Origin of the sequence: Candidatus Desulfovibrio trichonymphae, assembly GCF_002355955.1 — a bacterium.
Classification (GTDB): domain Bacteria; phylum Desulfobacterota; class Desulfovibrionia; order Desulfovibrionales; family Desulfovibrionaceae; genus Desulfovibrio; species Desulfovibrio trichonymphae.
In genome coordinates this window covers 669,368-683,314 of record NZ_AP017368.1, presented here as the reverse complement: position 1 = coordinate 683,314, position 13,947 = coordinate 669,368, and the positions used below count along the sequence as shown (strand labels likewise).

General features: G+C 51.6%; 13 protein-coding genes. 11 read left to right on the top strand and 2 right to left on the bottom strand.

Annotation, left to right across the window (positions count from 1 at the left end; translation table 11 throughout):
* Positions 1 to 148: 148 nt before the first annotated feature.
* The 6 genes from ispG to dxs are packed head-to-tail and all read left to right on the top strand — an operon-like array spanning position 149 to position 7,593.
* Positions 149 to 1,234 carry a flavodoxin-dependent (E)-4-hydroxy-3-methylbut-2-enyl-diphosphate synthase gene (gene ispG / locus RSDT_RS03320; protein WP_096399551.1) on the top strand — a complete coding sequence of 362 codons (1,086 nt, stop codon included), beginning with the start codon at positions 149 to 151 and terminating at the stop codon, positions 1,232 to 1,234.
* Positions 1,224 to 2,960, top strand: a complete 1,737-nt coding sequence (locus tag RSDT_RS03315; RefSeq protein WP_096399550.1) for a proline--tRNA ligase — start codon at positions 1,224 to 1,226, stop codon at positions 2,958 to 2,960. Before ispG ends, RSDT_RS03315 begins: the two co-directional genes overlap by 11 nt.
* A complete protein-coding gene (xseA, locus tag RSDT_RS03310; protein ID WP_231941914.1) occupies positions 2,947 to 4,464 on the top strand; it encodes an exodeoxyribonuclease VII large subunit in 1,518 nt (505 codons plus the stop codon). The genes RSDT_RS03315 and xseA overlap by 14 nt, the downstream gene beginning before the upstream one ends.
* A gap of 44 nt (positions 4,465 to 4,508) precedes the next feature.
* Complete coding sequence (gene xseB / locus RSDT_RS03305; RefSeq protein WP_096399549.1) at positions 4,509 to 4,754, top strand: exodeoxyribonuclease VII small subunit; 246 nt, start codon at positions 4,509 to 4,511, stop codon at positions 4,752 to 4,754.
* A 23-nt stretch (positions 4,755 to 4,777) separates the two neighbouring features.
* Positions 4,778 to 5,653, top strand: a complete 876-nt coding sequence (locus tag RSDT_RS03300) for a polyprenyl synthetase family protein (protein WP_096400472.1) — start codon at positions 4,778 to 4,780, stop codon at positions 5,651 to 5,653.
* Entirely contained in the window at positions 5,653 to 7,593 is a 1,941-nt protein-coding gene (gene dxs / locus RSDT_RS03295; protein ID WP_096399548.1) for a 1-deoxy-D-xylulose-5-phosphate synthase, read from the top strand. Before RSDT_RS03300 ends, dxs begins: the two co-directional genes overlap by 1 nt.
* 70 nt (positions 7,594 to 7,663) lie before the next feature.
* On the opposite strand, the gene RSDT_RS03290 is transcribed toward dxs, so the two are convergent.
* Positions 7,664 to 8,221: a Fic family protein gene (locus RSDT_RS03290; RefSeq protein ID WP_145954803.1), complete on the bottom strand. Its 558-nt coding sequence runs from the start codon at positions 8,219 to 8,221 to the stop codon at positions 7,664 to 7,666.
* Entirely contained in the window at positions 8,128 to 8,337 is a 210-nt protein-coding gene (locus RSDT_RS03285) for a hypothetical protein (protein ID WP_145954802.1), read from the bottom strand. The genes RSDT_RS03290 and RSDT_RS03285 overlap by 94 nt, the downstream gene beginning before the upstream one ends.
* Before the next feature lie 543 nt (positions 8,338 to 8,880).
* Here RSDT_RS03285 and RSDT_RS03275 point away from each other — a divergent pair.
* The 5 genes from RSDT_RS03275 to RSDT_RS03255 all read left to right on the top strand — a co-directional run bounded on the left by RSDT_RS03275 (position 8,881) and on the right by RSDT_RS03255 (position 13,936).
* Positions 8,881 to 10,590, top strand: coding sequence for a hypothetical protein (locus RSDT_RS03275; RefSeq protein ID WP_096399544.1), 1,710 nt, complete (start codon positions 8,881 to 8,883; stop codon positions 10,588 to 10,590).
* A gap of 17 nt (positions 10,591 to 10,607) precedes the next feature.
* The gene (locus tag RSDT_RS03270) at positions 10,608 to 11,366 is read left to right on the top strand and encodes a 16S rRNA (uracil(1498)-N(3))-methyltransferase (RefSeq protein ID WP_096399543.1); all 759 of its coding nucleotides are present in this window, start codon (positions 10,608 to 10,610) and stop codon (positions 11,364 to 11,366) included.
* Entirely contained in the window at positions 11,363 to 12,592 is a 1,230-nt protein-coding gene (locus RSDT_RS03265) for a replication-associated recombination protein A (protein ID WP_096399542.1), read from the top strand. Before RSDT_RS03270 ends, RSDT_RS03265 begins: the two co-directional genes overlap by 4 nt.
* Entirely contained in the window at positions 12,589 to 13,413 is an 825-nt protein-coding gene (locus RSDT_RS03260) for a lysophospholipid acyltransferase family protein (protein WP_096399541.1), read from the top strand. The genes RSDT_RS03265 and RSDT_RS03260 overlap by 4 nt, the downstream gene beginning before the upstream one ends.
* A 124-nt stretch (positions 13,414 to 13,537) precedes the next feature.
* Positions 13,538 to 13,936 (top strand): Fur family transcriptional regulator, encoded by a 399-nt coding sequence (locus RSDT_RS03255; protein ID WP_096399540.1) that lies wholly within the window; start codon positions 13,538 to 13,540, stop codon positions 13,934 to 13,936.
* Positions 13,937 to 13,947 lie beyond the last annotated feature (11 nt).

The following is a 13,947-nucleotide window of genomic DNA, read 5'->3' as shown; positions in this document are numbered from 1 at the left end:
AGACGTGAACACGTAACGCAAGCAATATGATTGTAAGCAACCAGTGCATGTTCCGGGAGCATAATGGAGATATGCGCTTGGCTTGCGTCTGATAATAGCTTATGTATATTGAACTGTTTGCCTGTAACTATGTGTTGAGGCAGGAATTATGTGTACAATAAAAAACCGCGCCATTCACCTCGGCAGCCTGGTTGTGGGGGGCGGCGCGCCTGTTATGGTTCAGAGCATGACAAATACAGACACCAGAGATGTGCCGTCCACATTGGCCCAGATTGAACGACTGCAGGCTTTCGGCTGTGAAGCCGTGCGTCTGGCGGTGCCCGACAATGCCGCCATAGCGGCGCTTGCTCACATTCGTCAAAAGGTTGTGCTGCCGATCATAGCAGATATCCATTTTGATTATCGCCTTGCGGTCTCCGCAGTGGAAGCCGGCGTAGAGGGATTGCGCATCAATCCGGGCAATATCGGTACCAGGGCGCAGATATTCAAGGTTATAGACGCGGCCAAAGCGCATAAAGCCGTTATTCGTGTGGGCGTCAATTCCGGCTCTCTGGAAAAATCACTGATGCGCAAATACGGCAGGCCTTGCCCGGAGGCCTTGGTGCAAAGCGCGCTCAGATATGTTCATTTGCTGGAAGCGCGTGGTTTTTATGAAATCAAAATTTCGATCAAATCATCCTCCGTGACGGATACTATTGCCGCGTACCGTCTTCTGGCAAAATCGTGTGATTACCCTCTGCACATCGGCATTACAGAAGCAGGCGGCCTGTTGCGCGGAGCTGTCAAATCTGCTGTTGGGTTGGGAATCCTGCTGTACGAAGGGATAGGCGATACATTGCGGGTTTCGTTGACGGCTGATCCGACTGCAGAAATCATAGCCGCCTGGGAAATTTTGCGCTCGCTCGGCCTCAGATCGCGAGGCCCGGAAATTATTTCCTGCCCTACCTGCGGCAGAACAGAAATTGACATTTTTGCGCTTGTGCGCGCAGTGGAGGATTGCCTTGCCGAATCGACAGCGTCTATCAAGGTGGCTGTTATGGGCTGTGTGGTCAACGGTCCCGGAGAAGCGCGAGAAGTAGATATTGGTCTTGCTGGCGGTCGTGACAAAGGCATCATTTTTCGTAAAGGCAGGGTAATACGTTCAGTCAAGGGGCAAGACGCCTTGCTGGACGCTTTTATGGAAGAACTGCAAACTCTGTTGAATGAACAGAAGGACAACAGTCATGCGCTATAGCTCCTGTTATATCCCAACCCTCAGGGAATCGCCATCTGATGCGGAAGTTATAAGCCATAAGCTCTTGCTCCGGGCAGGCATGATGCGTCGGCTGACTTCAGGCATCTATATTTACCTGCCGTTGGGACTTAAAATCCTGGATAAAATTTCAGCAATCGTGCGTGAAGAAATGAATGCCGCCGCTTTTCAGGAATTGCTGATGCCCATGGTTCAGCCGGCTGACCTCTGGAAAGAAACAGGCCGTTGGGAATATTACGGCCAAGAACTGCTGCGTTTCAAAGACCGCAATGAGCGGGAGTACTGTCTGGGCCCAACACATGAAGAGGTGATAACCGACATGGTGCGCGGTGAAGTACGCTCCTACCGGCAATTGCCCATCCGCCTCTATCAGATCCAAACAAAATTTCGTGACGAAATCCGTCCACGCTTCGGCCTGATGCGGGGCCGTGAGTTTATCATGAAAGACGCCTATTCCTTTGACGCGGACGCCGCTGGAGCGGAAAGCAGTTACAAGAAGATGTTTAAGGCCTACATGAGAATTTTTAGGCGTCTGGGCCTTAAATTCAGAGCGGTAGAGGCTGACAGCGGCTCCATCGGCGGCAATTTTTCCCATGAATTTATGGTGGTTGCGGACACAGGTGAAGACACAATCGCTTTTTGTCACAGTTGTGATTATGCGGCAAATGTGGAACGTGCCGAGGCTGTCTGGAGGGGGGAGACCGTTCAGGGCGATTGCCTGCCGTGTGAAAAAACAGGAATGCCCGGCGCGCGCACTGTGGCGGATGTCGCGGCGCTGCTTAACGTGCCGCCCGCAAAAATTATCAAGACCCTCATTTTTGTTGTCGACAACACGCCGGTGGCGGTGTTGGTGCGTGGCGACCGTGAAGCCAATGAGATAAAACTCAAGAATCTGCTTGACGCAAAAGTTATACATCTGGCAGGCCCCGATATTGTGAAAAAAGTCACGAATGCGTCTTGTGGTTTTGCAGGTCCTGTTGGGCTGAATTTGCCGATTTATGCCGATCTGGAATTACAAGGGGCCACTGACTACATAACAGGCGCAAATGAAGCAGACTCCCACAATACACATGTTGATCTGCGACGCGATGTTCGAGTTGCGGCCTTTGCGGATTTGCGCGCCATAACGGCGGAAGATATTTGCCCGCGTTGCGGCGGTAAGATAGCGTTCACCAAGGGAATTGAAGTGGGACATGTTTTTATGCTCGGGCTGAAATACAGCGAAGCGATGCACGCGACTTTTCTGGACGAGAACGGTAGTGAGCGACTCATGATTATGGGATGTTACGGCATCGGCGTGTCACGCATTGCCGCTGCAGCCATAGAACAGAATCATGATCGGTATGGCATTGTGTTCCCTCCTCCGCTGGCGCCCTTTGAGTGCGTTCTGATAAATCTTGACCAACATAACGCCGTAGTGACGGATACTGCGGAAGACATATACAGCTTGCTGCGGAGTATGGGTATTGATGTGCTGTATGACGACAGGGACGAACGGCCCGGTGTAAAATTTAAGGATGCGGATCTGCTCGGCGCGCCTATGCAGCTTGTGCTCGGCAATAAAGGTTTGGCGCGCGGTGTTGTGGAGTGCAAAGATCGTCGCAGCGGTGAACGCTGTGAACTCGTCATAGAGAATTTGCGTGAAAATTTTTCTTTATGGGCCAGGCAGGTGCGGGAGCACTGGGAAGCATTGTATGCCCGGCAATAATCTGCTCCAGTTTGCAGATGAGCCAGCAGGCTCGTTGAATATGCAGGACAGCATACTGACAGTGCGGCAGCTTACAGAAAAGTTGCGCAAGAACCTGGAAGGGCGGTTCCCATTCGTCTGGGTGCGTGGTGAGGTGAGCAATCTCTCGCGTCCGCAATCAGGGAACATCTATTTCAGCCTGAAGGATCAGGATGCCCAATTGCAGTGTGTCTGGTTTTTGAATCAACAACTCCATCTTCGGCAAGGACAGATATTCGATCCGCTTACGGGCGAGATTTTTGACGCGCCAAAACCGGCGCCCTCCGACATACTGCGTGACGGCCTGACTATGTTGTGCGCCGGACGAATAAGCGTCTACGCCGCCCGCGGACAGTACCAGTTGATTGTTGAACTGGCTCAGGAGGCCGGGCAAGGTCTTCTCGCACAGGCATTCGAAGCACGCAAGCGCAAGCTTGCAATGCTCGGGTATTTCGCGCTTGAACGCAAACGCCCGTTGCCGTATGATCCCAAACGTATTGCCCTGATCACATCTCCTTCGGGGGCGGCGCTGCACGATTTTCTGCGATTAGGCAAAGACCGCGGCACCGGGGCGCAGATTCGACTTTTTCCGTCGTTGGTGCAGGGCGATGCCGCTGTGTCGGAAATTGTTGCCGCATTACATCTTGCCGACGCACAGAATTGGGCTCAAGTTGCTGTACTGATCCGCGGTGGGGGTTCGTTGGAGGACTTATGGGCATTCAATGAGGAACCGGTTGTCGATGCAGTTTTTCGCTCACGTATTCCGGTGCTGGCCGGCATCGGGCATGAGGTGGATGTCACACTGACGGATTTGACAGCGGATGTGCGGGCGGCAACGCCGTCCCATGCGGCGCAAATGCTCTGGCCGTTGCGCGCTGAACTGTTGCAGCGCCTTGATGAGGCGAATGCCGGTTTGCATCAGGCAACGACAAACTTTCTCAATATTGCCGGACGATGTCTTCATGAACAGGAGAAGGCATTGCACTGGCTGTCGCCCGCGCGATACCATGTACGTTTGGTGGAACGTCTTGCAGGACTTTCCCTCTCGCTTGAGCACGCGATAAGACAATGGTTGATGAGCAAACAGCATGCGTTTGAGAAACTTGAGACGGCGCGACAAGGCGCGTCAAGCCCCCAAAAACTTATGGGGAGCGCAGGTCATCTCAATCTGCTGATTTCGGCTTTGCACAGGGCCTTTGCGCGTGTTTTGTCAAACGCGGAATCTGATTTGGCGGTACAGTTACATTTGCTGCGCATCAATATCTCCACTTTGCTTGAGAACCGCATCAACATGTATAATTATCTGACGCTTGCCCTTAAGGTCTGCAATCCGTCGGCGCCGCTTGTGCGGGGCTATGCTCTTGCGTTCACGTCAGAAGGAGATATTTTGCGCTCAATAAAACAGACTATGACGGGCCGGGAAATAGACGTGCGCTTGGGAGACGGTCGGCTGACTGCTGTTGTCCGCGCGGTAAAACCACGCTGAGTTTTAAGCCGTTCATATGTATCAATTTCAGGAGTTGTATTGAAATGACCGAGAAAACAGAAGATCTTTTTGAAAAAAAAATGTCGCGTCTCCAGGCAATTGTCAAATCTCTCGAAACTGAAGATTTGCCCCTAGAGAAAGGTATGGCTTTATATAAGGAAGGCGCCGCGTGCTCGCATTTTTGCAGGGAGCAACTGGAAAAAGCCCGTCATGAGCTTGCCCTCTGGCAGGACGGCGAATCAAAGGATTTGAGTCTGACAGCCGCATTGCCTGACGACACGACGGAATAACAGTGACGACAGCCGCACCGGATATGGAAGCCCGACTGCAGCAATATGTAGCAGATGTTGAGGGATATCTTGCGACCTGTCTTGATGATTTTTCCATGCCCCCCCGGCTTAAGCAATCCATGCTGTACAGTCTGCTGGCCGGCGGCAAGCGGCTGCGCCCTGTATTATGTATGAACTGCGCGTTACTCTGCGGCGGTACGGCTGCTATGGTACTGCCCTTTGCTGCGGCGATTGAAATGGTACACACATATTCTTTGATTCACGACGATCTGCCAGTCATGGATAACGACGACCTGCGGCGTGGAAAACCGGCCAACCACAAGGCTTTTGATGAGGCTACCGCTGTTTTGGCCGGAGATGCTCTGCTTACGGACGCATTTGTCATTATGTGCAGAACACCTGTTGCTTCGGACAGGCTGCTCAGCGCATTGTCCCGTTTTGCTCTGGCCGCCGGCTCGTCAGGAATGGCAGGCGGTCAGGAATGGGATATGATTTATACCGGCCAACCCGCAACCAGCTTGCAGGAACTGCAATGTATGCACGCCATGAAAACCGGAGCGCTGATACGGGCGTCATGTGTTTGCGGGGCGATGCTGGCCGGCGCTGACGAAAGGGCATTGCGCGCGATCGACAGTTACGGGACGGCGCTGGGCGCCGCTTTTCAGATAACAGACGATATTCTGGATGTAGTTGCGGATACCGCAAGCCTTGGCAAACCGTCAGGGAGCGATGTGGCCAATGGAAAAAATACATATCCCGTTTTGCTGGGACTTGAAAAGAGTCGTGAGCTTGTCTGCGAACAGTCTGAGGCCGCCAAAGCGGCGCTTATGGATTTTCCCGCTCAAAAAGCTGATTTTTTGTTGGCTCTGGTTGATTATCTCAATAATCGTGCCAAGTAATGACACAGACGACAAACCGAACACTGCTGAACACCCTTGCATTCCCCGCACAGTTGTCGGGCTTGACCGACCTTCAAATGCTCCATCTGGCAGATGAGGTCCGGCAGCGCATCATTAATGTCGTGTCGCACAATGGCGGGCATCTGGCGCCGTCACTGGGCGTTGTGGAGCTCACACTGGCCTTGCTTGCGACTTTTGATATGGATAGGGACAAGCTTATCTGGGATGTTGGACATCAATCCTATGCTTTCAAACTGCTTACAGGCCGTGCCGGCACATTTCATACCCTGCGTTTGTTCGGCGGGCTGTCCGGTTTCCCGAAGATGTCTGAAAGCCCGTGTGATCATTTCGGCACCGGGCATTCCTCAACATCTGTTTCCGCTGCGCTGGGCATGGCTACGGCGCGGGATCTTGCAGGGCTCAAACATCATGTCGTGGCGGTTATTGGAGACGGGGCGCTGACGGCGGGCGAAGCCTTTGAGGGACTTAATCTGGCGGGGCATATGGGCAGACGGCTCATTGTGCTGCTTAATGACAATGCGATGTCCATTTCATCCAATGTCGGCGCGTTGTCGCTTTTTTTAAGCCGCACTCTTTCGAGAAGATGGGTACGTCAAGCCCGCAAAGATGTACTTAAATTTTTACGATCCGTCCCAAAAGTCGGACAAAAACTGGCCACTTACGCCATACGGGGCGAATCAAGCTTTAAATCCTTCTTTACACCCGGAATGCTGTTCGAAGCATTCCGCTTCAATTATATAGGGCCGGTAGACGGGCACGACATTCCTGCACTGCGGCGACATTTACAAACGGCGGCCGCTGTGGATGACGGCCCTGTGCTCCTGCACGTTCGCACTCACAAGGGCAAAGGCTACGCGCCGGCGGAGGCAAACCCCACACAGTATCACGGTGTCGGTTTGTTTGCTCCTGAAACCGGTTTGCCTGTTCCTTCATCTGACACTGTGCCGTCGTTCACACATGTTTTCAGCACAACTCTTGTGCAACTGGCTGAGCAGGACGAACGGATTATAGCCATTACCGCAGCCATGCCCGAGGGCACAGGCACAAATTTGTTTAAGGAACATTTTCCTGATCGCTTTGTGGATGCCGGCATTTGTGAACAACACGCCGTCACTTTTGCCGCGGGTCTGTCCAGCCAGGGTTGTCTGCCTGTTGTGGCAATATATTCCACATTTTTACAGCGCGCGTATGATCAGATTGTTCATGACGTCTGCCTGCAAAATCTGCCGGTGACATTCTGCGTGGACCGTGCAGGCCTGGTTGGAGAAGACGGCGCAACACATCACGGTTATTTTGATATCGCCTACCTGCGGCATATCCCGCAAATGCGCCTGCTGGCTCCGCGGGATGAGAACATGCTTCGTCATTGCCTGTTTACGGCGCTATATGGCGGCTCTCCTTGCGCCCTGCGCTATTCGCGCGGCGCCGGATTTGGCGTGCCGCTTGTCTGGCCGCCGCAAAAACTGCCGCTCGGCGTTGGAGAAATTATGCAGCAGGGCAGCAACATCGCCATACTCGCGTTAGGCAACCGCGTGTATCCCGCATTGGAGGCAGCGAGTTTTGTTGAAAAAAAATTGGGTTTCCTCCCATTTGTTTTTGACCCTGTCTGGATCAAGCCTTTGCCGGAAAAACAACTGGCCGAGATAGCGGAGCGTTTTGATCGCATACTTATTGTTGAAGAGGGGGTACTGGCCGGCGGATTTTCTTCCTCTGTGCTGGAGTTTTTGAACGATCACGGGCTGCTGCGTGGTCACTGCATTCAGCGCCTTGGACTGCCGGACACATTTGTCGGGCACGGCACGCAATTACAGCTGCGTGAGATGCTGGGACTGCGCAGTAAAGGTATTGCGGAAGCTGTCTTCAGTCTGGCAAACAGCAATGGAAGTAAAAGCGAAACTAAAATTTTTGAGACTGGCTAAGGATAAGGCCAGCAGAAAGCTTTGTCCAATCACTAGATGCCAGGAGCTTTTGCCTTTGCCCATACCTGACTCACACCAGATCGGCAAATTCTGGAGCCAATCTATATTTGCGCGCCCGCTTGGAAGGGTCTGCCACAGACAGAAATCCGGCATTGACCCACTTTCGGCAGAGCACGGCGGCATTGCGGGCAGAAAGCCCCAACACCTCGCCGAGTTCAGCGGCAGTGATATTCTGCTGCCTGGCAAACAGCGTCAGAGCCAGACGCTGACGGCTATCCAGTTCACGCAACTGATTGTTTTTATCCCGTCCGCCCCGTTTGCGCTCAGCATCAGCGACCTTTTTCACCTTTTCAAAAGCTTCGGCAACACCAGTGCAAAAATAATCCAGCCAATTTGTGAGATCAGCGCCCGCTCTGCCGAAATAGTAATTGTGGTGCGGATGCGCGGCAACAGCCGCATAGTAGGCAGCCGGATCGCGGGCATAGTATTCTTCCAGCGCGTACACGCCCTTCAGGCCGTACCCATAACGCCGCATCACAAGCGTTGCCGCCAGACGGGCGGTGCGCCCGTTGCCGTCATAAAAGGGGTGGAATAATGGACGGAAAGCAGGCGGGCGCTCTCGCGCAATGAACGCAAAACATGGAGAGTAACCGGCAAAGACTCAAAAACAGCCTTCACGGCTTCAATGCGCAGCATACTTTTTGCTATGTTCGGCGTAATTGTATACTGTGGGGCAAAGGGCATGGGCGCTCCAACAAAATGCTGATTAATGTGAAAAATAATTGCGAATAACATATCATTAAAATGTGATTAACGCAAGATGATAATGCCGAAAATTTTGTTGCCGCTGATATGCGCAAGCTGCAGCAAGCTCAGCCTGGCCCAGGATACCTTAAACAAACGGTATTCGCGAACGCTTCTACAAAACCATCTTACAGGAGTTTTACCGGGTTGCATTCCGGGGGTGGGAACCATATCATTCTCTGGACGGAGCCGCGGACCGACACGGACGCTTGGACAGAGCGCTGCAACACAGAAAGAGCGCATCAAGGGAGAATACGCCGGGGGCAGGGCGTCCATGCGGACACTCCTTGATGGCAAACAACTCTGGGAGGGAAGGTTCGAACTTCACAGCCATACAGCCATTGCAAAATGAAAGTTTTTTACTGATGTACACTTTGTTTTGGCGCCACAGCCCAGGGAAAAGAGATACTGAAGCTGCCGCCTGAAGGCGAGGGATTTTATCCTCCCAAAGCGGGACAATAAAAAATTACATGGCTTCTCTCAATGTTTAATTGGCAAGAAATTTTCAGTAAAATCGCTCTTCCCTCACAAGACGCAGACTCTGTCCGGTCCGAACCCCTTGCTGTTGCTTCTCTTGGTGAACTCAAACGCTTTCTGGACGGTGTGCATATTCGATACTGTCTTGTTAAACCGTATCAGGAAAACAAAAATTATCCACTGGTCGAGGCGCGTGAACTGTTGCCTTCCTTTGACAGCGACATGTTTGAATATAAAGAGTTGCCCGGATTTGCCATGGTGGCCTTTGCCCGTCAGCTGGACTACTTTTCTGAAATTTTTCAATTCGATAAACTTCATCCTGTGATTGCCGAGGTGGACGGAGCCTGTTGCCCCTTGGAAAATCAAATCATGGAGCAAAACCTGCAGACGCTTGCTTCCCGTTTGCCGCGCATCCATCAGGAAGTATTTCGCCAGCAATTCCGCAACAACGGCACTGTTCTGCTGGAGCACTACCCCGCGCTCATGCCTTACCTGCTCAATATGGACAGAGCGCATGTGCTGGCCCTTGATTCTGAAAATCTTTTTCATCTTGCAGGTGTATTTGCCTCCTTTCCGTCTGATATTGACAGTGAACTCAAACGATTCGGCATTCGAATCGGCAAATTTGTTTACGGCGACAGCGATATGTACGAACGCAACCGTATGTTCGTTTACCGATATCTCATGGAACTTTACGGTTTCCCCATTGTCTCTGAACGCCGGACGTCAAGCGCACTTTTTGCGCGCAAACTTCACAAAATGGGCGAGCATTTTCTTTTGCGCGTCATCGGTCAGACAGACCGCACCATTACAACATACACATCTGCAGGGGAAAACCGCCGTTATCCCTTACTGGAAAAAACAGCTCTGGTTGCGGTGGATACAGATCAGGAAGAAACGCTAAAAATTATTGATGATAAAGGTTTTTTTTTGGACAAGACAAAACGCGTTGTGATCGCCCGGATAACCTACCGCCAACACCGATATGATCCTGCGAACCTGCGTCAGGATCGCGCTCTTTCCATTGCGGGGCAGGAGATTTTACATCCACTTACCGGCGAATCTTTACCCGGGCTGAATATTATAAAAGACAACACCAACATGTTGTTACGTTTAAATGACATTGTACGGGGTGAATATGCAGGTCGCGTTATTTATAAACGCACCGAGATTGTGGAAAATACGGATAACGATGAAAAACGTCTGAAAGTGCTTTACTATTGGCTGACAAAGCACCAACGTCGCATGATAGGCTACAGTGATGAATTCTTCTCGAATGTCAGCAAAGTGTTGGCAGGCTATCTCTACGCGCCGCAATATGATGAAATTTTTGACAGCATGCGTGAACTGCATCATGAAGTCCGCTCGCGATTCAGTTATATTCAACAAGCGCGTCGTGTGCGCACTCTGGAAGACATCTGCCATCGCACCTTCAAGGGAGCGCGCATAAGCTACAGGCAAATGGTGGGTGACGCCGTTATTTTGCTCAATGATCTTAAATTTGAAATCGTCAATTTTTTCCCGATGCTTATAGACGTAATCATTGACTGTGTGGAAAAAATTTTGCGTGATCGTTATGTGAGGCGAAAATATCTGGATGTTCCCGAAGAATCCTTGGGCAAAGCCGGCATGGAGTTACGTAAAAATTATGGCAAACTGGTTGCCTTGCAGGACGGTTTTAAAGCGGTGCGGAAAGCGCGTCTGGGCAGAAAATAAAAGGAAGACCTTGCGGTATGAACAAAGCGTGTTTTTATCTTCCGCCGACCTGCTGGGGACAGGATGTTCAACTGGAAGGAAAGGAGGCGAAGCAACTTATTAATGTTTTGCGACTCGCTCCAGGCTGTGAAGTCTGTCTGCTGGACGGGCAGGGGCGTGTCGGCCGCTTTGTGATCCGCAAAATCCGCAAAACAGACGTATTGCTGGAACGATTGGAAGAGCGGCTTGTTCCACGCCCCGCATCCCGGGCCATACTGGCACTTGCTTTCAGTAAGGCTGTACGATGCGGCTTTTTCATAGAAAAAGCTGTGGAACTTGGCGCGCACGCCATCTGGATCTGGCAGGCTGATCACAGTCATGGCAAATTGTCGCATACTCCACGGCAATCACTGCTCTCTCAATTGACGGCAGGCGCCAAGCAATGCAGAAATCCCTGGTTGTCTGAGATCCGTACACTCCATGCAGGCATTCATGAAGTTGTTGCATTGTCTACAGGTGCGGAACATCGCATCCTGCTTTGGGAAATGCAGGAAAATGTACAGATGCTTCCACAGGATGCAGTTGGCCAACAAGGCCTTTCCGTCTATATTATTGGACCGGAGGGAGGTTTTTCACAAAGAGAGCTGACCATGTTGCGCACAGCAAAATTTAAGACGTTCAGTTTGGGCGCGCGCATCCTGCGTTGCGAAACAGCGGCGATACTGTGCCTCGGCATTCACTGGTGGGCTGCGCAGCTGCACAACAATTCCGGAAAATATACCGGAATGCCGTCATGACTGTCGGTATGCCCCTGCCTGAACGCATGCGGCCCGACGATCTGGCCGATTTTTCAGGGCAGGGCCATCTTGTGGAAAGTCTGCACTCGCTTATGCAAACCAGCAGGCTGCCAAGTTTATTGTTGTTTGGCCCCCCGGGATGCGGCAAATCTACCTTGGCGCTGATGCTGGCCAAATCAGCCGGAAAACAATATCTGCGTCTGAGCGCGCCGGAGGCTGGTTTACAGCATTTGCGCCGTTCTCTGACAGGGACAGAAATTTTGGTGCTGGATGAACTTCACCGTTTTTCCAAAGCGCAACAAGATTTTTTTCTGCCCTTGGTAGAATCCGGAGATCTTACTCTTCTGGCCACGACGACGGAAAACCCTTCATTCAGCGTAACACGACAGCTGCTTTCGCGTCTGCATGTTTTGCGGTTGCGTCCCTTGGGCCGCAGTGAACTTGTACAGTTGGCCCGACGGGGCGCAGAGAATATTCAGGTACAATTGCCGGATGACGTGCTGGATCTCCTGGCCGGCGTTTCGCAAGGTGATGCCCGGACGCTGCTCAATCTTGTAGAATATGTGGCCGCCTTGCCCCGGGAACAGCTTGCGCTTGAGTCAGTCAAAGCTGTTCTGCCCGAGATGTTGGCGCGGCATGATAAAGATGGAGACAGCCATTATGAATTGGCCTCGGCCCTGATCAAGTCCATACGCGGCAGCGACCCGGATGCGGCGCTGTACTATCTGGCTTGCCTGCTTGAAGGAGGCGAAGAGCCGCGTTTCATATGTCGCCGTCTTATTCTGTCTGCTTCAGAAGATATCGGACTGGCGGACAGAAACGCCTTGCCGCTTGCCGTAGCCTGCCAGCAGGCTGTGGAATTTGTCGGCATGCCGGAATGTTTTATACCTCTTGCAGAAACTGTAGTCTATCTGGCGCTTGCGCATAAAAGCAACTCAGCCTATGCCGCCTATCTCAATGCTGCACGTGAAGTAAAACTCAACGGCGTACGGCCGGTGCCGCTGCATTTACGCAACCCATCGACACAATTACAAAAAGAATGGGGATATGGCAAAAACTATCAATATCCTCACAATTATCCGAATTCTTGGGTAAAACAGCCATACCTGCCGACAGAGCTGACAGGCCGACGGTTTTATCAACCGCGTGACAACGGCGAAGAGCCGCGCCTCTCTCAATGGTGGCGTAAAATGCATCAAATAAAAGATTTTGATATATTAACATGAACCAGCACTTTCATACTGTGTTTGACGGTAAATTTCTTACCGGCAACAGCTACCGCAGCCCGGCCATACAACCAGACGCCATAAGCAGGCTTTTACCTTCACTTTCGTTTTACAGCCGTCTTTTTTTCGGCCCGGTACGCCGCCTTTGCTCTCTGGCCGCCAAAGGCCGGTGCAACGACACGGCCTGGGTGCATGCCAGCGTTCAAGTAGCCGAAATCATAGAACAGACAGGATGTCTTATCAACGTCCAGGGTATGCAGGCCATTACCGCCACAGATGGTCCGTGCCTCTTTGTCGCCAATCACATGAGCACACTGGAAACATTTATGTTGCCGGGTATTATACGGCCCCGTAGAGCTGTCACTTTTGTGGTAAAAAAAAGTCTTGCAACTATGCCCTTCTTTGGGGCCGTCATGCGTTCACGCGATCCCATAGTTATAGAGCGGGCTGATCCCCGTGCGGATCTGACAACTGTTCTGGAAGGCGGCACACAACGTCTGAACAAAGGCATTTCAATCATTATTTTCCCCCAAAGCACGCGATCTGCAGTTTTTGACGCCCGTCATTTCAACAGTATCGGCATCAAGCTGGCCCGTCGCGCGCAAGTGCCGATTGTGCCGCTGGCACTCAAAACAGACGCTTGGGGGCAGGGTAAAAAAATCAAAGAACTGGGGAAAATCAGACCTGAGCTGGCTGTACGTTACCGCTTTTCCAATCCCATATGGGTCGCCGGGAAAGGGAAAGAGGAACACGTCGCTATTTGCGATTATCTGGCGCATACGCTTGAAACCTGGCAGAGGGAAGACAATGGCGGCAGCTAGATAAACAAGGCATTGGCTAGGTATTCCATTGTTAAGTTAAGGATGGCGTAAATAATCCATGGTCATGAAAGAGTTGATTGACACTTCTTTTAATAACAGTAATATTTATTAAAGGGGAGATGTCATGAGTGCCCCGGAAACAAGAATGACACGCCAACGTTCCGTGATTCTTGAAGAATTGAGAAAGATAAGGTCACACCCCACAGCAGATGAACTTTACGGCATAGTGCGGAACAGATTGCCCCGCATAAGCCTCGGCACTGTCTATCGTAATCTGGATTTTTTGGTCGAAGTCGGGGAAATTGTACGTTTGTCCTCAGCAGGGCACGCAATGCGCTTTGATGGCGATATTTCGAGGCATCAGCATGTGCGGTGTATTCACTGCGGGCGTATTGCTGATATTGTATATCCGTTGCCTGCGCCTTCAGTGGATGGTATACAGGAGGTGGAAGATTTCGCCTCAATTTTTGCCTCAAGAATTGAGTTTGACGGCGTGTGTCAACCGTGTGCTGTCGCTGGTTAAAGGATTATGGC

Excerpts from the sequence above, each read along its gene's own strand:
- ispG (WP_096399551.1), top strand. The coding sequence starts at position 149 with ATGTGTACAATAAAAAACCGCGCCATTCACCTCGGCAGCCTGGTTGTG.
- RSDT_RS03315 (WP_096399550.1), top strand. The coding sequence starts at position 1,224 with ATGCGCTATAGCTCCTGTTATATCCCAACCCTCAGGGAATCGCCATCT.
- xseA (WP_231941914.1), top strand. The coding sequence starts at position 2,947 with ATGCCCGGCAATAATCTGCTCCAGTTTGCAGATGAGCCAGCAGGCTCG.
- xseB (WP_096399549.1), top strand. The coding sequence starts at position 4,509 with ATGACCGAGAAAACAGAAGATCTTTTTGAAAAAAAAATGTCGCGTCTC.
- RSDT_RS03300 (WP_096400472.1), top strand. The coding sequence starts at position 4,778 with ATGGAAGCCCGACTGCAGCAATATGTAGCAGATGTTGAGGGATATCTT.
- dxs (WP_096399548.1), top strand. The coding sequence starts at position 5,653 with ATGACACAGACGACAAACCGAACACTGCTGAACACCCTTGCATTCCCC.
- RSDT_RS03285 (WP_145954802.1), bottom strand. The coding sequence starts at position 8,337 with ATGCCCTTTGCCCCACAGTATACAATTACGCCGAACATAGCAAAAAGT.
- RSDT_RS03275 (WP_096399544.1), top strand. The coding sequence starts at position 8,881 with ATGTTTAATTGGCAAGAAATTTTCAGTAAAATCGCTCTTCCCTCACAA.
- RSDT_RS03270 (WP_096399543.1), top strand. The coding sequence starts at position 10,608 with ATGAACAAAGCGTGTTTTTATCTTCCGCCGACCTGCTGGGGACAGGAT.
- RSDT_RS03265 (WP_096399542.1), top strand. The coding sequence starts at position 11,363 with ATGACTGTCGGTATGCCCCTGCCTGAACGCATGCGGCCCGACGATCTG.
- RSDT_RS03260 (WP_096399541.1), top strand. The coding sequence starts at position 12,589 with ATGAACCAGCACTTTCATACTGTGTTTGACGGTAAATTTCTTACCGGC.
- RSDT_RS03255 (WP_096399540.1), top strand. The coding sequence starts at position 13,538 with ATGAGTGCCCCGGAAACAAGAATGACACGCCAACGTTCCGTGATTCTT.